We start from the raw sequence: 19,749 nt of genomic DNA on the forward strand, positions 1-19,749 counted from the left end.
CCTTCCCCCGGTCGCCGGGCCGCCGATCCTGCGTCGGATCGGCAACAATGCCCTGTGACCAATTTACATCAGTTTGCGACGGCGTGTCACCTGAATATCAAGGTCGGTGATCTTTTTGCGCAAGGTATTGCGGTTGATCCCAAGCAGATCGGCACATTTGGCCTGATTTCCGCCGGTCGCATCCAGCGCGATCTCGATCAGCGGGGCCTCCATCTCGCGCAGGATCCGGTCGTATAGCCCCGGCGCGGGCAGGTTGCCGCCATGCAGGTCGAAATACCGCCGCAGGTGGCGGGCGATCGAGGCGGACAGCTTCTCCCCCTCGCCGCCCGAGCGCAGCGGCTCGATCGCCGGCTGGTTGCCGAGGACGAATTCCACCTCGGCGCGGGTGATCTCTTCCTCGGACGAGGTGACGACCAGCCGCCGCACGGTGTTTTCCAGCTGCCGCACATTGCCCGGCCAGGCGTAGGCCCGCACCAGCGCCAGCGCATCGCCGGAAAAGCGCCGCGTGCCCAGCCCGTCGCGTTCCGCCCGCGTCAGGAAGTGATCGGCGAGCAGCGGGATATCCTCGACCCTCTCGCGCAGCGCGGGAACCGCCAGCGTGACGCCGCCCAGACGGTAGAACAGGTCCTGCCGGAACTTGCCAGCCTCCATCAGCGAGGACAGGTCCACCTGCGTCGTCGCCATGATCCGCGGCGCCGGATCAGGCAGCGCGTCGAGCATCCGCACGATCCGGCCCTGCGTCTCGTCGTCGTAATCGCCGACCTCGTCAAAGACCAGCGATCCGCCCCGCGCCTTGGCCAACAGCGACGAAGGCCCGTCCGCCCCTTGCAGATCCGCCGCCTGCGCGACGACGAAGGGCAGCGTACGGCGATCCGAGAAATCATGGATCGCACGCGCGATCAGTGACTTGCCCGTGCCGCTCTCGCCCAGAATGAGCACCGGAAGATCGGCGTTCATCACCCGCGCGACCAGCCGATACAGCGCCTGCATCGCCGCCGTGCGGCCGACGAGGGGCAGATCCGTGCCCTCGGTCCGGGTCTCGACGATCTTGGGCGTGATCTGCGCCTTGCGCTTCTGTTCCAGCGCGCGCGCGGCTCGCTTCATCAGGTCGGGCAGGTCGAAGGGCTTCGGCAGATAGTCGAAGGCATCGGCCTCCGCCGCCTGAATGGCGGTCATGATCGTGTTTTGCGCCGAGATCACGATCACCGGCAGGCCCGGGCGTTCATGGGCGATGCGCGGCAGGGCCTCCAGCCCGTTGCCATCGGGCATGACGACATCGGAAATGACCAGATCGCCCTTCCCTTCCTCGACCCACCGCATCAGCGTCATCAGCGAGGCGGTGGCATGCACCTTGCACCCGGCGCGGGTCAGCGCCTGCGTCAGCACGGTGCGGATGGTGCGATCGTCATCTGCAACAAGAACAGTGCCGTCCATGGTCAGGTCTCCTTGGGCGCGATAGGCAGGGAAATGCGGAACACGGTGCGGCCGGGCACAGAATCGACGCTGATCCAGCCATCGTGTTCGGAAATGATCTTGGACACGAGCGCGAGGCCAAGCCCCGTGCCGTTTTCGCGCCCCGAGACGAAGGGTTCGAAGATCGAGCTGGCGATGTCGGGCGGGATGCCCGGGCCGTCGTCGATGATCTCGATCTGCAGGGGCAGCGCCTGCCCCTTGCCATCCGCGCGCCGCAGCCGCAGCGAAAAGTCGTAGAAGGTGCGCAGACGGATCTTGCCCTCGCCCTTCTGCGCCTCGGAGGCGTTCTTCAGCAGGTTCAGGAACACCTGCGTCAGTTGGTCTGCATCGCCCAGCGTCGATGGCAGCGAGGGGTCGTAGTTTTCCTCGATCGTCATGTGCATGCCAAAGCCCACGGCGGCGGATTTCCGCGCCCGGTCCAGCACGTCATGGATGTTTACCGCACGCTTTTCCGGCGGGCGGACATTGCCGAATTGCTCGACCTGTTCCAGCAGTTTCACGATCCGCCGCGTTTCATCGACGATCAGATCGGTCAGCTCCAGATCGTCGCCCGACAGGTTCATCGACAAAAGCTGCGCCGCCCCGGCGATGCCCGCCAGCGGGTTCTTGATCTCATGCGCCAGCATCTCGGCCATGCCGATGGCCGAGCGGGCGGCGGATTTCACCATGCTCGCCCTGCCTAGCCGGTCGGCCAGCTCGCGCGGCAGGATCAGCAGCAGCACCGTGAACGGGTCGTCGCCCATCGGCGCAGCCTGAAGGTTGCACTGCACCGGGGCCTTTTCGCCGGTCGTCAGGTCGACATCGTTGACGAACAGCGCCGAGCGGTTCTTGCGCACCCGCTCGAAAATCTCTTCCAGCGGGGCCGAGATCACCAGCCGTTCCAGCACCGGCTGACCCTTGAGCATCTTGGTCGACAGGTTGAGGAAGGCTTCGGCGGCGGGATTGATCTCGACCACGCGATCCGCCTTGTCGATCAGCAGCGCGGGAGTGGGGAGCGAGGACCAGATGGCCTCTGGGGCGGGCAGATTCATGCTGCGATCCTTTCGCCGAACGCCGCCCGGATCAGCCCGAGCGTCGCTTCCGGCGTGGTGGAAACCATCATCCCGGCTCGCAGTTCGGACGGCGCACCCGCCGCGTCGCAATACCAGCCAAGATGCTTGCGGGCGAGGCGCAGCCCGACATGCGCACCGTAGAACGACAAAATCGCCTCGTAATGTTCCGCGACCAGATCGGCGAGCGCATCGCCCGCGGGAATCCGGGGCGCGGGCGTGCCGTATAGGGCATGGGCGATCTCGGCCAGACGCCATGGCGCACCCTGCGCGCCGCGCCCGACCATCACCCCCGCCGCGCCGCTCTCGTCCAGCGCCTGCCGCGCCGTGGCCGTGTCCACGATGTCGCCATTCGCGATCACCGGGACCCGCACCGCCTCGCAAACCGCGCGGATCGCCGCCCAGTCGGCACGTCCCTTGTAGAACTGCATCCGGGTGCGGCCGTGGATGGCGATCATCCGCACCCCCGCCGCCTCCGCCCGCCGGGCGATCTCGGGCGCATTCAGGCAATCCGAATCCCAGCCGAGCCGCATCTTCAGCGTCACCGGCACATCGACCGCACCCACCACCGCCTCGATCAGGCTCAGCGCATGATCGGGCGCGCGCATCAGCGCGGATCCGGACCAGCCGCCCGTCACCTTCTTCGCCGGGCAGCCCATGTTGATGTCGATGATCTGCGCGCCCATGTCGGCCACGATCCGCGCGGCCTCGGCCATCGGCTGCGCCTCCCGCCCGGCAAGCTGCACCGAGCAGGGCAGGTCGAGACCCAGCTCCGTCCGCGCCTTCGCCCGGACCGAGGGCTTCGCCGTCAGCATCTCGCCCGAGGCGACCATTTCCGACACCACCAGCCCCGCGCCAAAACGCGCGACGATCCGCCGGAACGGCAGATCGGTGATCCCCGCCATGGGGGCCAGCAGGACCGGGGGGTCGATCCGCAGATGAGTCAGGGCCAATGTCACGTGAACTTCCATGCCAGTTTCCTCTGAGCTATCCATTCGCACAGGGAATCACAATTCCGGCGCAGCATTCAGGGCGGTAAAAATCGGCATATGCCTGCTTTTTAATCGTCAATTCGGCATTTCAGGTGGCAGATCGCGGATCGACGCCGCGGCTTGCGCGATTTTTGCACCGATTGCACCCCACGCAGGCTTGCCCTAAGCCTGTCGCGACAGGACGGAGGCATCATGACGGTTGCGGTCATCATCGTGGCGGCGGGGCGTGGCACGCGCGCGGGCGCGGGGGAACCCAAGCAATGGCGGATGCTGGCCGGGGAGCCGGTGCTCGCCCATACCGTGCGGGCGTTCCGGGGCGTGGGGCGCATCCTCGTCGTGCTGCATCCCGAAGACATGCGGCGGGGGCTCGACCTTTTCGGCGGCACGGTGACGCTGGTCGCGGGGGGTGCTGCGCGCGATGCCTCGGTCCGGGCGGCGCTCGATTGCCTTGAGGGGTCGGATGTGACGCGGGTGCTGATCCATGACGGGGCGCGGCCGTTGGTGCCCGCAGGGGTGATCCGCGATGTGCTGGCCGCGCTCGACGATTCCCCCGCCGCGGCCCCTGCCCTTTCGGTCACCGATGCGCTCTGGCGCGGGGCCGACGGGCTGGTGACCGGCACGCAGGACCGCAGCGGTCTTTACCGTGCGCAGACGCCGCAGGGCTTCCGCCTACCCGAGATCCTCGCGGCCTACCGTGCCCATCCGGGCGGCGCCGCGGATGATGTCGAGGTCGCCCGTGCGGCGGGCCTGCCCGTGCGCATCACCGAAGGCGCCGAGGACAATCTGAAGATCACCTGGCCGCGCGATTTCGCCCGCGCCGGGGCGATCCTGAAGCTCAGAAAGGATCACGAAATGGATATCCGCACCGGCAATGGCTTCGACGTCCATGCCTTCACCGAGGGCGATCACGTCACGCTCTGCGGCGTGAAGGTGCCGCATGCGCACGGCCTGCTCGGCCATTCCGACGCCGATGTGGGGATGCACGCGCTGACCGACGCGATCTATGGCGCGCTGGCCGAGGGCGACATTGGCCGCCATTTCCCGCCCTCGGATCCGCAATGGAAGGGCGCGGCCTCGCGCATCTTCCTCGAACATGCGGTCAGGCTGGCGGCGGAACGCGGCTACCGGATTTCCAACTGCGATGTCACGCTGATCTGCGAGAGGCCCAAGGTGGGTCCCCATGCGCTTGACATGGGGGCGGCGCTTGCGGGCATCATGGGGATCGAAACGGGGCGGGTGTCGGTCAAGGCGACGACCTCGGAACGGCTCGGCTTCACCGGCCGCGAGGAAGGCATCGCCGCCATCGCCACCGTCACCCTGATCGGAGAATGACCATGTCGCCTGCGGTTCTGCGCTTCATCAACACCTTCGGTTATATCGGCACGATCACCCCCGCGCCGGGCACATGGGGCTCGCTCGCGGCGGTGCTGCTGGGCTGGGCGATCTCGCATTTCCTCGGCTTCTGGGTCTTCGTCGCGGCATTGGTGGCGGTGATCGCGCTCGGCTTCTATACGGTGGCCGAGGGGCTGCGCGACACGCCGACCGAGGATCCTTCGGAAATCGTCATCGACGAGGTCGCGGGTCAGTGGATCGCGCTGCTGTTCCCGCTCGTCGGCTTCTGGATGCGCGGCGTGCCGATGGTCTGGCCGGGTCCCGTCGCGGCCTTCCTGCTGTTCCGGCTGTTCGACATCTGGAAGCCATGGCTCGTCGGACGGGCGGACCGCTGGCATACGCCGGCGGGGGTGATGCTCGACGACATCATCGCCGGGATCTTCGCCGGGATCGTGACGATCATCCTCGCCGGGCTCTATCACGGGGTGCTGATGCGATGAGCGCCACCGAGATCCTCGACCGCGCCAAGGCCAGGGGCTGGCGCATCGCCACCGCCGAAAGCTGCACCGGCGGCATGGTCGCCGCCGCGCTGACCGACATCCCGGGATCCTCCGCGGTGTTCGAGCGCGGCTTCGTCACCTATACCAACCTCGCCAAACAGCAGATGATCGGGGTGAGGGCCGAAACCCTCGCCGCCCATGGCGCGGTGTCCGAAGAGGTCGCGCGCGAAATGGCCGAGGGCGCGCTCGCCCATTCCGATACCCATCTGGCGGTCTCGATCACCGGTATCGCCGGCCCCGGCGGGTCCGAATTCAAGCCCGAGGGCCGGGTCTGCTTCGGTCTCGCCGTCACCGGACGACCAACCTTCACCGAAACGCGGGAATTCGGCGCGATCGGCCGGGCGAATGTGCGGGCAGCCTCACGCGACCACGCGCTCACCCTGTTGCTGGGCGCGCTCCGCGACGAATGATCTCCGGGCTGCTGCCGTCGTTTTTCCATAAATATCCCGGGGGTGAATTTGCGCTCTGGCGCAAAGAGGGGGCTGGCCCCCTTGAACCCGCATAGCAAACACTCTGCGGCAGTCATGTGGGCGGCGAACCTGTTCCCAGACCGAGGCGCTTGCGAAGATGGACAGGCGAAGAAGGGGGCCAGCCCCCTCGCGCGTTCCGCGCTCACCCCCGGGATATTTATGGAAACACGAAAGGGAGGAAGGCGCGGAGCTTCGGCCGGGTGAATGAGGAGGCGGCGTCTCAGGTGGCGGCCTTGCCGTAGAGCGCCTCGGCGCGTTCCTCGAAGGCGCGGACGATCTTCTTCATCGCCTGATCGAAGACCACGCCGATCACGCCCTGCAAGAGCGCGTTGCGGAATTCGAAATCGACGAAGAAATCGACGGTGCAGCCGCCTTCGGCGCGGTCGGTGAACTGCCACCAGCTTTTCATGTAACGGAACGGCCCGTCCAGATATTCCGTATCCACCCGGCACAGCATCGGGAACAGCGTCACGCGCGAACCGAATCTTTCGCGGAAGACCTTGAAGGAAATCACCAGATCGGCTTCGAGAATCTCGGACCCTGCCTCCGGCCCCGGCCGGCGCGAGCGGATCCGCGCCGCCGAATTCCACGGCAGGAACTGCGGATATTTCTGCACATCCGCCACAAGATCGTACATCTGCCGCGCCGTATAGGGCATCACGCGCTTTTCGGTATGTGTCGGCATCTGTCCCCCGTATCGGCGCGGTTTGCATCGTCCCTTTGTTGCGCTAAAGCGGAAGGGAAATGCAAGGGCCCGAGACCGCAGGAAAGGCAGATAGATGTTGCAGCACACCACCGATGGGCGGGTCTATGAAATCAGCCAGATGATCTCGGCCAAAAGGATCGCGGCGCGGGTCGAGGCCCTGGGGGCCGAGATCTCGGACAGTTTCGAGGGCACCGACCGGCTGGTGGTGATCGGGCTGCTGCGCGGCTCCTTCGTCTTCATCGCCGATCTGATCCGCGAGATATCGCTGCCCTGCGAGGTGGATTTCCTCGAGGCCTCCAGCTACGGCAACACCACGACCTCCTCGCGCGAGGTGCGCATCCTCAAGGACCTGCGCGGCAATATCGGCGGGCGCGACGTTCTGGTGGTCGAGGATATCGTCGACACCGGGCACACGATCTCGCAGGTGATGGAATTCCTGCGCTCGCGCGGGCCGCGGCGGATCGAATGCTGCGCCATGCTCGACAAGCCCTCGCGGCGCGAGGTGGACGTCCATGCGAAATGGACGGGCTTCGAGATCCCCGACAGGTTCGTGGTGGGCTACGGGCTTGATTTCGCGCAGAATCACCGCAACCTGCCCTATATCGGCACGGTGCGCTTCCTCGATTCGAGCGAAGAGGAGAGGTGATCTGTTCTGGCTGCTGAAGATGGCGGAATGGGTGCGCCATCCGCCCTCGAAGCGGCGGGTGATGATCGCCGCCGTCGTGCTGGCGATCGCGGTGGCGATCGTCGCGGCGGACGGGCTGGGGCTTTGGCCCGACTGGGCGCATATGACGCGCCCGCCAAGGACGCCGGCCGGCTACTGACTATTCGCCGTCGCCGGCGAGCAGCGGCTCGATCTGGTCCTCGGCCACTTCGGGGGTGACGGGACCGGCAAAGCGGAAGATCACCGTGCCCTCTCCGTCGACGACGAAGGTTTCGGGCACGCCGTAGACCCCCCAGTTCAGCGCCATCTGCCCCTTGGGATCGGCCCCCATCCGGGCGAAGGGATTGCCCATGTCGTCAAGGAAGCCCTGCGCCTTGTCGGGATCGTCCTTGTAGTTGACGCCAAGGATCGTGACCCCCTCCTTCGCCAGCGATTCCAGCTGCGGATGTTCCACCCGGCAGGGCGCGCACCACGAGGCCCAGAAGTTCACCAGCTTGATCTTGCCGTCGCGCAGGTCGGCATCGTCGAAGGTCTGCCCCTGCGGCAGCGGTTCCAGCCGCACCGCGGGGGCGGGTTTGCCCTGAAAGGCGGTCGGCAACTGCTCGGGGTTCTGCCGCTGCATCCCCCACCAGAAGGTCGCCGCCAGCCCGGCAAAGATCAGCGGCGGCAAAAACATCAAGGGTCTAGCCATCCTTGCGCATCCGTTCTTCCTGCGCGCCAAGCGCGCGTTTCGCCCGTGCCGCCTGCCACAGCGACACGCCCACCAGCACCGCCAGGAGCACCAGCGTCGCGCCCCATGCGGACAGCACCGTCATCGTGTATCGGCCAAGATCGGGCATCATGCCAGCCGCTCCCTCTGTTCCAGCGCGCGCAGGCGGCGCAGACGGATTTCGGTCCTTGTGCGCAGCAGGACAAGCGCCACGAACAGCAGCACGAAGCCCGCGATGCAGACAAGCAGCGGCACCCAGTAGACATTGGCGATATGCTGCTGCCGGTCGAGGCTGAGTGTCGCGCCCTGATGCAGCCCCTGATTCCAGAAATTCACCGCATAGCGGCTGAGCACGGCGAAGACCGATCCGACAAGGCACAGGACCGAGGTCAGATCGGCCGCCGTCTCTGTATTCTCGATCGCGGGCCAGAGCGCCATGTAACCCAGATAGAACAGGAACAGGATCAGGAACGAGGTCAGCCGCGGGTCCCAGGCCCACCACGTCCCCCACATCGGCTGGCCCCAGATCGCCCCGGTGATCAGCGCGATCAGCGTCATCACCGCGCCGATGGGCGCCGCGGCCTTGGCGGCCAGCGCCGAGACGTGATGGCGCCGCACCAGCCAGATCAGCGAGGCGACCAGCATCATCACCCAGATATTGATCGCCATCATCGCCGCCGGAACATGCACGTAGATCACCTTGACGGTGGAGCCGAAATTCTCGGCGTCAGGGGTGAAGAAAAAGCCCCAGACCAGTCCCACCGCCAGCGAGATCCCCGCGAGGATCGAGGCAACGGGCAACAGCCGGCCGGAAAGCCGCATGAACTTGACGGGGTTGGCGTAATCCCAGAGCGACATGGAAAATGGCTACCTTTCCGCTGGTGGCGCGACAAGTCACGAAAACGTTTCACTAGGTCTGCCGCAGGTTCATCCGGATCGCGGCGGCCGAGGCGAAGGGCATCAGCGCGATGGTCGCGGCGGTGATGCCCGCAAGCATCAGGAGCGGCACCTCGACCGTCCGCCCCTCGGCGCCCCGCCGCACGAGTTCGGCGCCGAAGATCAGCGTCGGCACGTAGAGCGGCAGCACGAGGAGCGAGAGCAGCAATCCTCCCCGCCGCAGCCCCACCGTCAGCGCCGCGCCGAAGGTGCCCAGCACCGACAGCGCCGGCGTGCCGACGAGCAGCGACAGCACCAGCCAGCCATAGGCGCCTTGCGGCAGATGCAGCAGCACCGCCAGCACCGGCGCCGCGATGGTCAGCGGCAGCCCCGTGGTCAGCCAGTGCGCCAGCGCCTTGATGGCGACCACCGCCTCCATCGGGATCGGCGCGGTGGCGAGCAGATCGAGCGATCCGTCCTCCTGATCCAGCGCGAAGATCCGGTCGAGCGACAGCAGGCAGGCGAGCAGCGCCCCGAGCCAGAGGATGCCGGGCGCGATCCGCGCCAGCACCCCGCCCTCGGGCCCGACGCCGAAGGGCACCAGCGTCACCACGATCAGGAAGAAGACAAGGCCGAGGCCAAAGCCGCCGCCCGCCCGCACCGCCAGCCGCAGATCCCGGAGAAGAAGGGCGATCATCCGAAGGCCTCGTCGAAACCATCCAGCCGCCGGATCCGGGCGCGGAACGGCGACAGGTCGAGCGTCCCGGCCGCCAGCCCCGGGTCGATATGCGTGGCGATCAGCGCGCCGCCGCCGCCCGCCAGATGGTCACGCACCACCTGCCCGAAGAGCGCAACCGAGTCAGCATCGAGCGAAACCGTCGGCTCGTCCATCACCCAGAGCGCCGCGCCGGTAACCAGAAGCCGCGCAAGGCCAAGGCGCCGCTTCTGCCCCGCCGAGAGGGTGGCGGCGGGCCTGTCCGCCAGCGCGTCGAGGTTCATTCGGGTGAGCGCCGGGGCAATGCCGGCGGTCCCGTGCAGCCGCGCCCAGAAGGTCAGGTTTTCCCGCACCGTCAGCGCACCCTTCAGCCCGTCCGCATGGGCGGCATAGGCAAGGCCCGCCGGGGCGGACACCGTTCCCGCGACAGGCGGCTGCAACCCGGCGATGGTGCGCAGGAGCGTCGTCTTGCCGATCCCGTTCGGCCCGCGCAGGATAAGCGCCGCGCCGGAGGCCAGCGTGAAATTCACCCCCTCCAGCACCGCCATGCCGCCGCGCGAGACGGTCAGGTCGCGGACGGTCAGCAGATCGGCCATCAGCGGCTCACGCGGCCGGGTCCGGCATCGGCAGAAGCGCCGTGGCGACGGCGCGCCCCTCGGACAGCAGCACGTTGTAGCTGCGCGCGGCGGAAGGCGAAGCCATCGGCTCGCACATCATCCCCACCGCGTCGAGCGCGGCGACGAAGGGCTTCGGCAAGAAGGCGATCTCCGCCCCCGTGCCGACGAACAGCAGGTCCACTTTGTCGGCAAGTTCGACCAGCGGGGCCAGATCGTCATAGCCACCCCATGAGGTGACCCCCTCGGCATGGACCACCACTCCGCCGCGCCAGACCACGCCGCCGACCCGGAAGAACCCCGGGCCGTAGCCGTCGATCGGCAGGGCCGAGCCGAAGTCAGCCTCGGTTATCGGCATCCAGCACCTCGACCTTGTTGCCGAAGATCTTCGCCGTGGGGTCGATCTTCTTCTTGTCGCGGTCGACGCCCAGCATCAGCACGATGTTCTTCGAGATGAAGATCGAGGAATAGGTGCCGACGAACACCCCCCAGATCATCGCGAAGACGAAGCCGCGGATCACGTCGCCGCCCAAAACCAGCAGCGGGATCAGCGCCAGCAGCGTGGTGACGCTGGTGGCCACGGTGCGCGACAGCGTTTCGTTGACCGAGAGGTTCATCACGTCGCGCAGCGGCATCGACTTGAACTTGACCAGATTTTCACGCAGCCGGTCGAAGACCACCACCTTGTCGTTGACCGAATAGCTGAGGATCGTCAGCAGTGCCGCGACGATGCTGAGGTCGAATTTCAGCTGCAGGGCGACGAACAGGCCGATGGTCAGGAACAGGTCATGGATCAGCCCCACCACCGTGCCGATGGCGAACTGCCATTCGAACCGGATCCAGATGTAGATCATGATGCCGATCACCGTGGCGATCGCCGACCACACGGCCGTCCAGATCAGCTCGCCCGAGACCTTGGGTCCGACCGATTCCGTCGAGACGATCCGCACGTCGGGATCGACGGCCTGCAACGCCTCGGCCACCCGGGCGATGCCGGTTTCGCCCATCGCACCGGGATGGTCGTCCTGCGCCTGGATGCGGATCGAGGCGACATGCTGGTCCGCGCGGAAGGCGGGGTCGAACACCTCGGAGATCAGCACGTCGCCGAAGTTCAGCGGTTCCAGCGCCGCGCGATAGGTTTCGATCTGCAACGGCTGCGAGGTTTCGGTGCGGATCGTCGTGCCGCCCTTGAAGTCGATGCCGAAGCTCAGTCCCGGCCAGAACATCGACAGCGCCGACAGCACCGTCACCGCGATGGCCGCCCAGAAGGTCAGCCACTGGTGGCGGAAGAAGTCGAACTCGGTATGGGTGGGAACAAGTTTGAGACGGAATGCCATGATCTTCGCTCCTCACACGACCAGCGTTTTCGGCCGGCGCCAGTGATACCAGTCGGCGATCAGCATGCGCACCAGCCACAGCGCGGTGAAGACCGAGGCGACGATGCCGATCAGCAGCGTCACGGCGAAGCCGCGCACCGGACCCGCCCCCAGCACGAACAGGATCATGCCCACCATGAAATGGGTGACGTTCGCGTCGATGATGGCCGACATCGCCTTGTCGAAGCCCAGCTCGAAGGCGCGCACGGGGTTTCGCCCGCGTCGCAATTCCTCGCGCACACGTTCAAAGATCAGCACGTTGGCATCGACCGCGGTGCCGATGGTCAGCACGATCCCGGCGATGCCCGGCATGGTCAGCGTCGCGCCGATCAGCGACATGAAGGCGATGATGAAGATGATGTTGAACGCCAGCGCAAGCGAGGCGAAGACCCCGAAGAGGCCGTAGGAGGCGACCATGAAGGCCACCACCAGAATGAAGCCCGCGATCGAGGCGTAGATCCCCGCCTGCACCGTATCGGCGCCAAGCTCCGGCCCGATGGTGCGTTCCTCAAGGAAGGTCATTCCGGCGGGCAACGCCCCCGCGCGCAACAGCAGCGCCAGATCCGTCGCCTCCTGCACCGTGAAGCGGCCGGTGATGATCCCCGAGCCGCCCGCGATATGGGTCTGGATCACTGGGGCCGAGATCACCTTGCCGTCGAGCACGATGGCGAAGGGCTCGCCGATATGGTTCGCGGTATAGTCGCCGAAGGTGCGCGCGCCCGTGGTGTTGAAGCGGAAGCCCACGGCGGGCATGCCGTTCTGGTCGGTTTCCGGCCGCGCATCGGTCAGCTCGTCGCCCGAGACGACGGGCAGCGTGTTGAGGATATAGTAAAGCCCCTGCTCGTTCGCGTCGGGCAGCACTTCCTGCCCCGCGCCCGGCGTCTGCTCGGCCGAGGCGGCGCGCCCGACCACCTGATGGAAGGTCAGCTTCGCCGTGGTGCCGATCAGCGCCTTTAGTTCGGCGGCCGAGCCGATGCCGGGCACCTCGATCAGGATCCGGTCGGCGCCCTGCCGCATGATCGTCGGCTCGCGCGTGCCGGCCGCATCGACGCGGCGGCGCACGATTTCCAGCGACTGCTGCATCGTGCGGTCGTCGGCCGTGGCCTTTTCCGCGTCCGAAAGCCGGATGGTGATCGTGTCGCCCTGCCCGCTGACGTCGAGGTCGTTCTGCCCTACGCCGGTCAGCGTCACCACCGGCGTGGCCAGCGTGCGCGCCACCTCGACCGCGCGGGCAAGCCCCGCCGCATTGCCGATCTGGATCTTCAGCTCGCCCGGATCCGACGGCAGCCGCCGGATCGAGCCGATCTGCGCCCGTTCCGCCGCCAGCACCCGGCGCAGTTCCGGCCAGAGCGATTCCATCCGCGCCTTGTAGACATCGCCCAGATGCACCTCGGCCAGCAGATGGGCGCCGCCGCGCAGATCGAGGCCGAGGTTGACCAGCCCCGAGGGCAGCCAGCTCGGCCAGCCATCCACGGCGGCGGCCTGTTCGTCGGTCAGCGTGCCGCTGCGTTCCTGCGCCGCAAGCGCGTCGTTATGCGACTCGACCTTTCCGTAGAACAGGTTCGGCGCGCCGAGGATCAGCCCGATCACGCAAAGACCAAGGATGACGATACGCTTCCAGAGCGGGAACTGCAGCATGTGACTGGCCTTCCTGAGCCTTATTCGGCGGTGGCGGCCGGTTCGGTCTTCGACAGGACCTGGGTGATCGTCGATTTCACCACCCGCACCTTGACGCCCGAGGCGATTTCCACCTCAAGTTCGCCGTTTTCCTTGACCGAGGTCACCTTGCCGATGATGCCGCCCTGGGTCACGACCTGATCGCCGCGGCGCACCGCCTCGATCATCGCGCGGTGTTCCTTGACCTTCTTTTGCTGCGGACGGATCAGCAGGAAATACATGATGACGAAAATCAGGATCAGCGGCAGGAACTGACCGAAGGCGGCCATGCTGGAAGCGGCGCCACCGGCGTCCTGTGCGTAAGCGGGAGAAATGAACATGATATGGTCCTCTTGATTGGGGCCGTGTGGGGGGAATTGCCCCCGGATGGTCGGCGCGCACCCTATCCGCGGCCCCGGGATATGGCAAGGCACGAGCGGGCACCTCGCGGTTGTGTCAGCCGGACGTCATTTCGCCGGCAGCGCGCGCTCGACCAGACGGGCGAAATAGCTGGCGCCGATGGGCGCGGCCTCGTCGTTGAAGTCATAGGCCGGATGGTGCAGCCCCGCCCCCGGCCCGATGCCGAGGAAGACGAAGGCACCCGGCCGCGCCTCCAGCATGTAGGAGAAATCCTCGGCCCCCATGTCACGCTCCACATCGTCGCGCACGAGGTCTGGGCCGGAGATTTCACGCGCGACATCGGCGGCGAAGGCGGCGTTCGAGGCGGTGTTGACCGTGGGCGGGTAGCCGCGTTCGTAGCGGATGTCGACGCTGACGCCGAAGGCCGCCGCCTGCCCGTGAACGATGGTGCGGAAGCGGTCCTCGACCATGTCGCGCACCGCCGGATCGAAAGAGCGGATCGTCGCGCTGAACCAGCCGCTTTCGGGCACGACATTGTTCGCCGTGCCGACGTGGATTTCGTTGATCGAGACGACAAGCTGGTCGATCGCCGAGGTGTTGCGGCTGACGATGGTCTGCAGCGCCTGCACCATGGCGACGATGGACAGCACCGGATCGATGCAGACCTCGGGCGTGGCGCCGTGGCCGCCCTTGCCCGTGACCGTGACCCATGCGGTGTCGACGGCGGCCATCACCGGCCCCGGCCCGGTTTCAAAGGCGCCAAGCGTCAGGTTCGGCGCGTTGTGCATGCCGTAGACCTGACTGATGCCGAACCGTTCCATGATGCCGGCCTTCACCATCACCTCGCCGCCACCGCCCTCTTCCTCGGCGGGCTGGAAGATCAGCGCGACGGAGCCCGCGAAATTCCGCGTCTCGGCCAGATATTTCGCGGCGCCAAGCAGCATGGTCATATGCCCGTCATGACCGCAGGCATGCATTTTGCCGGGGTGTTCCGAAGCCCAGTCCTTGCCGGTCGTTTCCGCCAGCGGCAGCGCATCCATGTCCGACCGCAGCCCGATCACCGGCCCCGGCCCGCGCCCGTGGATCAGCGCCACGATCCCCGATGTGGCGATCCCTTCGTGAATCTCGTCGACGCCGAATTCGCGCAGCTTCCCGGCGACAAAGGCGGCGGTCTGCGGCAGATCGAATTCCAGTTCGGGATGCCGGTGCAGCCAGTGCCGCCACGCGGTCATTTCCGGCGCGAAGGCGGCAATGCGATTGATCACGGGCATGATGGACCTGTCGTAATGGAACGGTTAGACCCTATCTGGCCCCGAAACCGGGCTGGCACAAGAGAGAAGAGGCCCCCCGATGAGCGATCCGACCGATCCGATGCTGTTCGACGATAGCGGCGATGCGGGCGCGCAGATGCGCCGGCTGAAGGCGATCATGGCCTGCCTGCGCGATCCGCAATCGGGCTGCCCCTGGGATCTGGAACAGGATTTCGCCTCGATCGCGCCCTATACGATCGAAGAGGCGCATGAGGTCGCCGATGCGATCGAGCGCGGCGCCTGGGATGAGCTGGAGGGTGAGCTGGGCGATCTGGCGCTTCAGGTCGTCTATCACGCGCAGATGGCGGATGAGGCGGGGCATTTCGACCTGACCGCCGTGCTACGTGCGATCTGCGCCAAGATGATCGCCCGCCATCCGCATGTCTTCGGCAACGAAACCCGCGACAAATCCGCCGCGCAGCAGACCGAGGACTGGGAGAAGATCAAGGCCGCCGAACGCGCGGGCCGCGCGGAAAAGGGTGTCCTCGACGGCGTGGCCTTGGGCCTTCCGGCGCTGACCCGGGCGCTCAAGCTGCAAAAACGCGCGGCGCGGGTGGGCTTCGACTGGCCCACGACGAAAGAGGTGATCGCCAAGATCGCCGAGGAGGCGCGCGAACTCGAAGAGGCGCGCGAAGTCCTCGGCCCGGCCGAGATCGCCGAGGAATACGGCGATCTGCTGTTCGTGATGGTCAACCTCGGCCGGCATCTGGGGCTTGATCCCGAGGCCGCGCTGCGCGCCGCGAACGGCAAGTTCGCCCGCCGCTTCGGCCATATCGAAAGGGAACTCGCCAAGCGCGGCAAGACCCCCGCCGAAAGCGATCTGGCGGAAATGGACGCGCTCTGGGATGCGGCGAAAGCAACCGGGATCAAATGATCCCGCATGGCCCGATCGGCCAGCTTTCCCTGTATCCCCCTCGGCCCCCGAGGAGCGCTTTCCCGTCGGCTTTCCATAAATATCCTCGGGGGTGCGGGGGCAGACGGCCCCCGCCGCGACGGCCCGGCATGAAATCCCGCCGGGCTCCGGGCCGCCCGGCTCAGGCCGCCGCCCGGTCCACCTCGGCCAGCGCGAGATCGTAGAGCGCCAGCCCCGCGCCTTCGCGCGTCGCGCCCTCCGACAGCACCCGGCGCCAACCCCGCGCACCGCCGCGCCCGTGGAACAGGCCCAGCATGTGCCGCGTCACCTGATGCAGCCGCCCGCCGTGGGCCAGATGATCGGCGATATAGGGTTTCATCGCCTCGGCCACCCCAAAAGCCTCCGCCCCCGCGCCCTGCCCCCAGATCTCGCGATCCGCGGGGCCGAGAATATTCATCGGCTCCTGATAAGCCGCGCGGCCGATCATCACCCCGTCGAGCCCGGCGGCAAGCTGCGCCTTCGCCTCATCCAGACTGCGGATGCCGCCGTTGATCGAGATATGCAGATCCGGAAATTCCGCCTTCATCCGATGGACCAGCGGATAGTCGAGCGGCGGGATCTCGCGGTTGTCCTTGGGGCTCAGCCCCTGCAGCCAGGCCTTGCGGGCATGGATTATGACGCGCCGCACCCCCGCATCGCGGATCCGGCGCAGGAAATCGGGCAGCACCACGTCCGGGTCCTGATCGTCCACACCGATACGGCATTTCACCGTCACCTCGACCGGCGCGGCGGCGATCATCGCCGCCACCGCCCGCGCCACCAGATCGGGCGTCTTCATCAGCACCGCACCGAAACAGCCCGACTGCACCCGGTCCGAAGGGCAGCCGCAGTTCAGGTTGATCTCGTCATAGCCCCAGTCGGCGGCGATCCGCACCGCCTCGGCCAGCTCGCCGGGTTCCGATCCGCCGATCTGCAGGGCGACCGGATGCTCGGCGGGCGAGAAATCCAGCAGCCGCGCGCGGGAACCATGGATGATCGCCGGCGCGGTGATCATCTCGGTATACAAAAGCGCGCGCTGGCTGATCTGGCGGTGGAACATGCGGCAATGGCGATCCGTCCAGTCGATCATCGGCGCGACGGACAGGGTCATCGCCTTGCTTTCGCTGATATCCTTGCCACCGTTCCGCATGGGTTCCGCTTTGTTCCTTGCACCGCCATTGGTTCGCCGGTGTTCCAGCCCCGGCGCCAGACCGGCATATGGCCTTGTTCCCGGCATATCTCAAGACCGTCCTTGCGGGCCGTCCTCAGGCAGGACGGCCTCGTCGGCTCCGGTCCAGCTGCTTCAGAACCGCCGCCACGATCGCCTCGGGCCGGTCTTCCTGGACCAGATGCCCCGCGCCGGGAACCGCGATCACATCCCGATCCGAGATCAGCGCCGCAAGAGCCTCGCCCTTTTCAAAGGGAATCCAGTCGTCGTTCCGCCCCCAGAGAACCGTGACTGGACAATCCATCCGGGCGTATCGCCCCTCGACCTCATCCGTGTATCGCTGGTCCATCTGCGCGATCTGGCGATAGAACGCGGGCTGCCCCACCGGGCCGAGCCACGGCACGCTGTAGATCTCCAGCGCCTCTTCGGACAACGGATTCTTTGCGGCGGTTTGCAGATAGGCGCGCAACAGCGCCCGGTGCATATAATCCGGCATGCCCGAGAAGGCGGCTTCATGCAGCCGCACATGTCGGACGAAGGGCGAACCCCACGGCGCCAGCGCAACGGCATCGAAGATCGTCAGCGAGGCATATCGCAAGCCGTTCAGATAATAGGCGCGCAGCGCCGTCGCCCCGCCGAAATCATGCGCAAGGACATCCGGCCGCCCGATGTCCCATTCCGCGAACAGGGCCGCCAGAACCCGGTTCTGCATGGCAAGGGACACATCCTGCCCCGCGCGCATTTCGGACAGCCCGTAACCGACCAGATCGAAGTAATGGATCGTCCGGCGATCGGCGAGTTGCGGCACGATCCTGCGCCAGACCTGCGAGGAAAAGGGTGTGCCGTGAATGGCGACAAGCGGCGGGCCACTGCCGATCCTGCCCCAGCGGACGGCATTGCCTTCGATGATCGTGGTGTTCGGCAGTTCGAGCATTCCGATGCCTCACATCCGGCTGCACGACAATATGTGGAGGGTCGTGAACAGGTCAAACGCCGGGCGCGGTATCGGGATTTTCGGGGAGACAGACCGCAGGGTCATCTGGAGCGGGTAGCGGGAATCGAACCCGCGCCAAGAGCTTGGGAAGCTCGTGTGATACCATTTCACCATACCCGCATCACGAGGCGTTCTCTAACCAAACCCGCCCGGGATGGCAAGACGCCATCTGCCGGAGGTTGTGGCTTTTCTTCGTCCGCTCATCCGATCCGGGCGGCAGATCGGGCAGCAGGCGCCCGCTTTCGCACCGGATGATGGGATAATTGTGCATTATTCAGGCAGACGCGGAACGCCGCCGCGTTATTGCCGCGCTTCCGGCGCGGGCATTTCCAGAGGTTTTCCGGACCGCATAAGCTGGGAATTATCTGGTCCCCGGACCAAAAATCATTCCACGAGGAGGCGTTTCATGCCGCAGGTCCCCGATCCCGTCGAACAGAAGCTCCCGGTGAATCAGCTGATGCCGCTGGCGCTGCAACATGTGCTGGTGATGTATGCCGGCGCGGTGGCGGTGCCGCTGATCGTCGGGCGGGCGCTGAACCTGTCGCCGCAGGAGGTCGCCTTCCTCATCAGCGCCGATCTTTTCGCCTGCGGCATCGCGACGCTCATCCAGTCCTGGGGCTTTCCGGGGGTGGGCATCCGGCTGCCGGTGATGATGGGGGTGACCTTCGCCTCGCTCGGGCCGATGTTGTCGATCGCGGCAAGTTCGGACGCCGGGCTTCTGGGGATCTTCGGCTCGGTGATCGGGGCGGGGATCTTCGGCATCCTGATCGCGCCTTTCGTGTCACGGCTGCTGCCATTGTTTCCGCCGGTGGTGACCGGCACCATCATCCTGATCATCGGGGTGTCGCTGATGCGGGTGGGCATCAACTGGGCGGGCGGCGGACAGCCGACGATCACCCGGGTCGTCGACGGCGTGCCGGGCGCCTTCCCGAACCCGGATTACGCGGCGCCGCAGGGGCTGATGATCGCGGGCTTCGTGCTGCTGTTCATCCTCGCGCTGCTGAAATGGGCAAGGGGCTTCGTGCGCAATGTCGCGGTGCTTCTGGGCATCGTGGCGGGCTGCGTCGTTGCCAGCGTTCTGGGCCTGATGCATTTCGACCGGGTGGGACAGGCCGACTGGATCGGTCTGGTCATGCCCTTCCATTTCGGCATGCCGACCTTCCATCTGGTGCCGATCCTGACCATGTGCATCGTGATGATCGTGGTGATGATCGAATCGCTCGGCATGTTTCTGGCGCTTGGCGAGATGACCGGGCGCAAGGTCGACCGCGCCGCGCTGACCCGGGGGCTGCGCGCCGATGGTCTGGGCACGCTGATCGGCGGCATCTTCAACACCTTCCCCTACACGTCGTTTTCACAAAACGTCGGGCTGGTCGGCGTGACGGGGATCCGCTCGCGGTGGGTGACGGTGGCCGGCGGCGGGATCATGATCCTGCTCGGACTGATGCCCAAGATGTCGGCGCTGGTCGAATCGGTGCCGCAGGTGGTGCTGGGCGGCGCGGGTCTGGTGATGTTCGGGATGGTCGCGGCGACGGGGGCACGCATCCTCGGCACCGTGGATTTCAAGAAGAACCCGAACAACCTGTTCGTCGTGGCGATCTCGGTGGGCTTCGGGATGATCCCCATCGTCGCGCCGAACTTCTTCAGAAGCCTGCCGCACGACCTGCATCCGCTGCTGGAATCCGGCATCCTGCTGGCGGCGATCTCCTCCGTCCTGATGAACCTGTTCTTCAACGGGATCGTCAGCGAGAAAGAGGCGGAAGAAGAGGCAACGAAGGCCGCGACGACGGCCGAGCACGCCTGAAACGGAAAGGGCGGCCCTTGCGGCCGCCC

23 protein-coding genes and 1 tRNA gene are annotated in these 19,749 nt (G+C 66.4%); 7 read left to right on the forward strand and 17 right to left on the reverse strand.

The features are described from left to right. Positions 1-63: 63 nt before the first annotated feature. Genes D2T30_RS15390 through dusB form a run of 3 tightly spaced genes read right to left on the reverse strand, consistent with a single transcriptional unit; the run spans position 64 to position 3,493 of the window. Positions 64-1,434, reverse strand: coding sequence for a response regulator (locus D2T30_RS15390; protein WP_128209604.1), 1,371 nt, complete (start codon positions 1,432-1,434; stop codon positions 64-66). Positions 1,435-1,436: 2 nt separating this feature from the next. Further along, entirely contained in the window at positions 1,437-2,504 is a 1,068-nt protein-coding gene (locus D2T30_RS15395; protein ID WP_128209605.1) for a two-component system sensor histidine kinase NtrB, read from the reverse strand. Continuing rightward, positions 2,501-3,493, reverse strand: coding sequence for a tRNA dihydrouridine synthase DusB (gene dusB, locus D2T30_RS15400; RefSeq protein ID WP_128209606.1), 993 nt, complete (start codon positions 3,491-3,493; stop codon positions 2,501-2,503). Before dusB ends, D2T30_RS15395 begins: the two co-directional genes overlap by 4 nt. 213 nt (positions 3,494-3,706) lie before the next feature. Here dusB and D2T30_RS15405 point away from each other — a divergent pair, with 213 nt between their 5' ends. From D2T30_RS15405 to D2T30_RS15415, 3 genes are read left to right on the forward strand one after another with little or no spacing between them, the layout of a single operon-like run. Continuing rightward, positions 3,707-4,846 carry a bifunctional 2-C-methyl-D-erythritol 4-phosphate cytidylyltransferase/2-C-methyl-D-erythritol 2,4-cyclodiphosphate synthase gene (locus tag D2T30_RS15405; RefSeq protein ID WP_128209607.1) on the forward strand — a complete coding sequence of 380 codons (1,140 nt, stop codon included), beginning with the start codon at positions 3,707-3,709 and terminating at the stop codon, positions 4,844-4,846. After that, positions 4,843-5,346, forward strand: a complete 504-nt coding sequence (locus D2T30_RS15410; RefSeq protein ID WP_380728828.1) for a phosphatidylglycerophosphatase A family protein — start codon at positions 4,843-4,845, stop codon at positions 5,344-5,346. Before D2T30_RS15405 ends, D2T30_RS15410 begins: the two co-directional genes overlap by 4 nt. Further along, on the forward strand, positions 5,343-5,816 hold the full coding sequence (locus tag D2T30_RS15415; protein ID WP_128209608.1) for a CinA family protein: 474 nt from the start codon (positions 5,343-5,345) through the stop codon (positions 5,814-5,816). Before D2T30_RS15410 ends, D2T30_RS15415 begins: the two co-directional genes overlap by 4 nt. 280 nt (positions 5,817-6,096) lie before the next feature. Here D2T30_RS15415 and D2T30_RS15420 read toward each other — a convergent pair whose 3' ends face one another. Next, positions 6,097-6,561, reverse strand: a complete 465-nt coding sequence (locus tag D2T30_RS15420) for a type II toxin-antitoxin system RatA family toxin (RefSeq protein WP_128209609.1) — start codon at positions 6,559-6,561, stop codon at positions 6,097-6,099. Between the two features lie 94 nt (positions 6,562-6,655). On the opposite strand from D2T30_RS15420, the gene hpt reads away from it, so the two are divergent. Then, positions 6,656-7,228, forward strand: coding sequence for a hypoxanthine phosphoribosyltransferase (gene hpt / locus D2T30_RS15425; RefSeq protein ID WP_128209610.1), 573 nt, complete (start codon positions 6,656-6,658; stop codon positions 7,226-7,228). 19 nt (positions 7,229-7,247) lie between these two features. Then, complete coding sequence (locus D2T30_RS23120; protein WP_164884320.1) at positions 7,248-7,406, forward strand: hypothetical protein; 159 nt, start codon at positions 7,248-7,250, stop codon at positions 7,404-7,406. Here the strand turns inward: D2T30_RS23120 and D2T30_RS15430 are convergent, their stop codons facing one another. The 10 genes from D2T30_RS15430 to D2T30_RS15475 all read right to left on the reverse strand — a co-directional run bounded on the left by D2T30_RS15430 (position 7,407) and on the right by D2T30_RS15475 (position 14,823). Next, a complete protein-coding gene (locus D2T30_RS15430; protein ID WP_128209611.1) occupies positions 7,407-7,937 on the reverse strand; it encodes a DsbE family thiol:disulfide interchange protein in 531 nt (176 codons plus the stop codon). It lies immediately after the preceding gene. After that, positions 7,930-8,088 carry a heme exporter protein CcmD gene (gene ccmD, locus D2T30_RS15435; protein ID WP_128209612.1) on the reverse strand — a complete coding sequence of 53 codons (159 nt, stop codon included), beginning with the start codon at positions 8,086-8,088 and terminating at the stop codon, positions 7,930-7,932. The genes D2T30_RS15430 and ccmD overlap by 8 nt, the downstream gene beginning before the upstream one ends. Then, positions 8,085-8,813, reverse strand: coding sequence for a heme ABC transporter permease (locus D2T30_RS15440; RefSeq protein WP_128185660.1), 729 nt, complete (start codon positions 8,811-8,813; stop codon positions 8,085-8,087). The genes ccmD and D2T30_RS15440 overlap by 4 nt, the downstream gene beginning before the upstream one ends. Positions 8,814-8,865: 52 nt before the next feature. Then, positions 8,866-9,528 (reverse strand): heme exporter protein CcmB, encoded by a 663-nt coding sequence (gene ccmB / locus D2T30_RS15445; RefSeq protein ID WP_128209613.1) that lies wholly within the window; start codon positions 9,526-9,528, stop codon positions 8,866-8,868. Continuing rightward, entirely contained in the window at positions 9,525-10,142 is a 618-nt protein-coding gene (gene ccmA / locus D2T30_RS15450) for a heme ABC exporter ATP-binding protein CcmA (RefSeq protein ID WP_128209614.1), read from the reverse strand. Before ccmA ends, ccmB begins: the two co-directional genes overlap by 4 nt. 7 nt (positions 10,143-10,149) lie before the next feature. Beyond that, entirely contained in the window at positions 10,150-10,518 is a 369-nt protein-coding gene (locus D2T30_RS15455; RefSeq protein ID WP_128209615.1) for an Mth938-like domain-containing protein, read from the reverse strand. Then, positions 10,499-11,497 carry a protein translocase subunit SecF gene (gene secF, locus D2T30_RS15460; RefSeq protein ID WP_128209616.1) on the reverse strand — a complete coding sequence of 333 codons (999 nt, stop codon included), beginning with the start codon at positions 11,495-11,497 and terminating at the stop codon, positions 10,499-10,501. The genes D2T30_RS15455 and secF overlap by 20 nt, the downstream gene beginning before the upstream one ends. Before the next feature lie 12 nt (positions 11,498-11,509). Continuing rightward, positions 11,510-13,174, reverse strand: coding sequence for a protein translocase subunit SecD (gene secD / locus D2T30_RS15465; protein ID WP_128209617.1), 1,665 nt, complete (start codon positions 13,172-13,174; stop codon positions 11,510-11,512). A gap of 20 nt (positions 13,175-13,194) precedes the next feature. After that, entirely contained in the window at positions 13,195-13,533 is a 339-nt protein-coding gene (gene yajC / locus D2T30_RS15470; protein WP_206612746.1) for a preprotein translocase subunit YajC, read from the reverse strand. Positions 13,534-13,659: 126 nt separating this feature from the next. Next, positions 13,660-14,823, reverse strand: a complete 1,164-nt coding sequence (locus tag D2T30_RS15475) for a M20 aminoacylase family protein (RefSeq protein WP_128209618.1) — start codon at positions 14,821-14,823, stop codon at positions 13,660-13,662. Positions 14,824-14,923: 100 nt separating this feature from the next. Here D2T30_RS15475 and mazG point away from each other — a divergent pair, with 100 nt between their 5' ends. Continuing rightward, positions 14,924-15,736, forward strand: coding sequence for a nucleoside triphosphate pyrophosphohydrolase (mazG, locus tag D2T30_RS15480; RefSeq protein WP_380728876.1), 813 nt, complete (start codon positions 14,924-14,926; stop codon positions 15,734-15,736). 160 nt (positions 15,737-15,896) lie between these two features. On the opposite strand, the gene dusA is transcribed toward mazG, so the two are convergent. From dusA to D2T30_RS15495, 3 genes are all read right to left on the reverse strand, one after another. Then, positions 15,897-16,904, reverse strand: a complete 1,008-nt coding sequence (gene dusA / locus D2T30_RS15485) for a tRNA dihydrouridine(20/20a) synthase DusA (RefSeq protein WP_128209620.1) — start codon at positions 16,902-16,904, stop codon at positions 15,897-15,899. A gap of 115 nt (positions 16,905-17,019) precedes the next feature. Continuing rightward, positions 17,020-17,856 (reverse strand): alpha/beta fold hydrolase, encoded by an 837-nt coding sequence (locus D2T30_RS15490; RefSeq protein ID WP_128209621.1) that lies wholly within the window; start codon positions 17,854-17,856, stop codon positions 17,020-17,022. Between the two features lie 106 nt (positions 17,857-17,962). Further along, a tRNA-Gly gene (locus D2T30_RS15495) sits at positions 17,963-18,036 on the reverse strand. 286 nt (positions 18,037-18,322) lie between these two features. On the opposite strand from D2T30_RS15495, the gene D2T30_RS15500 reads away from it, so the two are divergent. Then, complete coding sequence (locus tag D2T30_RS15500) at positions 18,323-19,720, forward strand: nucleobase:cation symporter-2 family protein (protein WP_128209622.1); 1,398 nt, start codon at positions 18,323-18,325, stop codon at positions 19,718-19,720. Positions 19,721-19,749 lie beyond the last annotated feature (29 nt).

Source organism: Paenirhodobacter populi, from assembly GCF_004022215.1.
Lineage (GTDB): Bacteria > Pseudomonadota > Alphaproteobacteria > Rhodobacterales > Rhodobacteraceae > Rhodobacter > Rhodobacter populi.

Coding starts and splice junctions, on each gene's coding strand:
- D2T30_RS15500 (WP_128209622.1), top strand. CDS start 18,323: ATGCCGCAGGTCCCCGATCCCGTCGAACAGAAGCTCCCGGTGAATCAG.
- secD (WP_128209617.1), bottom strand. CDS start 13,174: ATGCTGCAGTTCCCGCTCTGGAAGCGTATCGTCATCCTTGGTCTTTGC.
- D2T30_RS23120 (WP_164884320.1), top strand. CDS start 7,248: ATGGCGGAATGGGTGCGCCATCCGCCCTCGAAGCGGCGGGTGATGATC.
- secF (WP_128209616.1), bottom strand. CDS start 11,497: ATGGCATTCCGTCTCAAACTTGTTCCCACCCATACCGAGTTCGACTTC.
- D2T30_RS15405 (WP_128209607.1), top strand. CDS start 3,707: ATGACGGTTGCGGTCATCATCGTGGCGGCGGGGCGTGGCACGCGCGCG.
- ccmA (WP_128209614.1), bottom strand. CDS start 10,142: ATGGCCGATCTGCTGACCGTCCGCGACCTGACCGTCTCGCGCGGCGGC.
- D2T30_RS15430 (WP_128209611.1), bottom strand. CDS start 7,937: ATGGCTAGACCCTTGATGTTTTTGCCGCCGCTGATCTTTGCCGGGCTG.
- mazG (WP_380728876.1), top strand. CDS start 14,924: ATGCTGTTCGACGATAGCGGCGATGCGGGCGCGCAGATGCGCCGGCTG.
- ccmD (WP_128209612.1), bottom strand. CDS start 8,088: ATGATGCCCGATCTTGGCCGATACACGATGACGGTGCTGTCCGCATGG.
- hpt (WP_128209610.1), top strand. CDS start 6,656: ATGTTGCAGCACACCACCGATGGGCGGGTCTATGAAATCAGCCAGATG.
- D2T30_RS15440 (WP_128185660.1), bottom strand. CDS start 8,813: ATGTCGCTCTGGGATTACGCCAACCCCGTCAAGTTCATGCGGCTTTCC.
- ccmB (WP_128209613.1), bottom strand. CDS start 9,528: ATGATCGCCCTTCTTCTCCGGGATCTGCGGCTGGCGGTGCGGGCGGGC.
- D2T30_RS15455 (WP_128209615.1), bottom strand. CDS start 10,518: ATGCCGATAACCGAGGCTGACTTCGGCTCGGCCCTGCCGATCGACGGC.
- yajC (WP_206612746.1), bottom strand. CDS start 13,533: ATGTTCATTTCTCCCGCTTACGCACAGGACGCCGGTGGCGCCGCTTCC.
- D2T30_RS15410 (WP_380728828.1), top strand. CDS start 4,843: ATGACCATGTCGCCTGCGGTTCTGCGCTTCATCAACACCTTCGGTTAT.
- D2T30_RS15415 (WP_128209608.1), top strand. CDS start 5,343: ATGAGCGCCACCGAGATCCTCGACCGCGCCAAGGCCAGGGGCTGGCGC.
- dusA (WP_128209620.1), bottom strand. CDS start 16,904: ATGCGGAACGGTGGCAAGGATATCAGCGAAAGCAAGGCGATGACCCTG.
- D2T30_RS15475 (WP_128209618.1), bottom strand. CDS start 14,823: ATGCCCGTGATCAATCGCATTGCCGCCTTCGCGCCGGAAATGACCGCG.
- D2T30_RS15395 (WP_128209605.1), bottom strand. CDS start 2,504: ATGAATCTGCCCGCCCCAGAGGCCATCTGGTCCTCGCTCCCCACTCCC.
- D2T30_RS15420 (WP_128209609.1), bottom strand. CDS start 6,561: ATGCCGACACATACCGAAAAGCGCGTGATGCCCTATACGGCGCGGCAG.
- D2T30_RS15390 (WP_128209604.1), bottom strand. CDS start 1,434: ATGGACGGCACTGTTCTTGTTGCAGATGACGATCGCACCATCCGCACC.
- dusB (WP_128209606.1), bottom strand. CDS start 3,493: ATGGAAGTTCACGTGACATTGGCCCTGACTCATCTGCGGATCGACCCC.
- D2T30_RS15490 (WP_128209621.1), bottom strand. CDS start 17,856: ATGCTCGAACTGCCGAACACCACGATCATCGAAGGCAATGCCGTCCGC.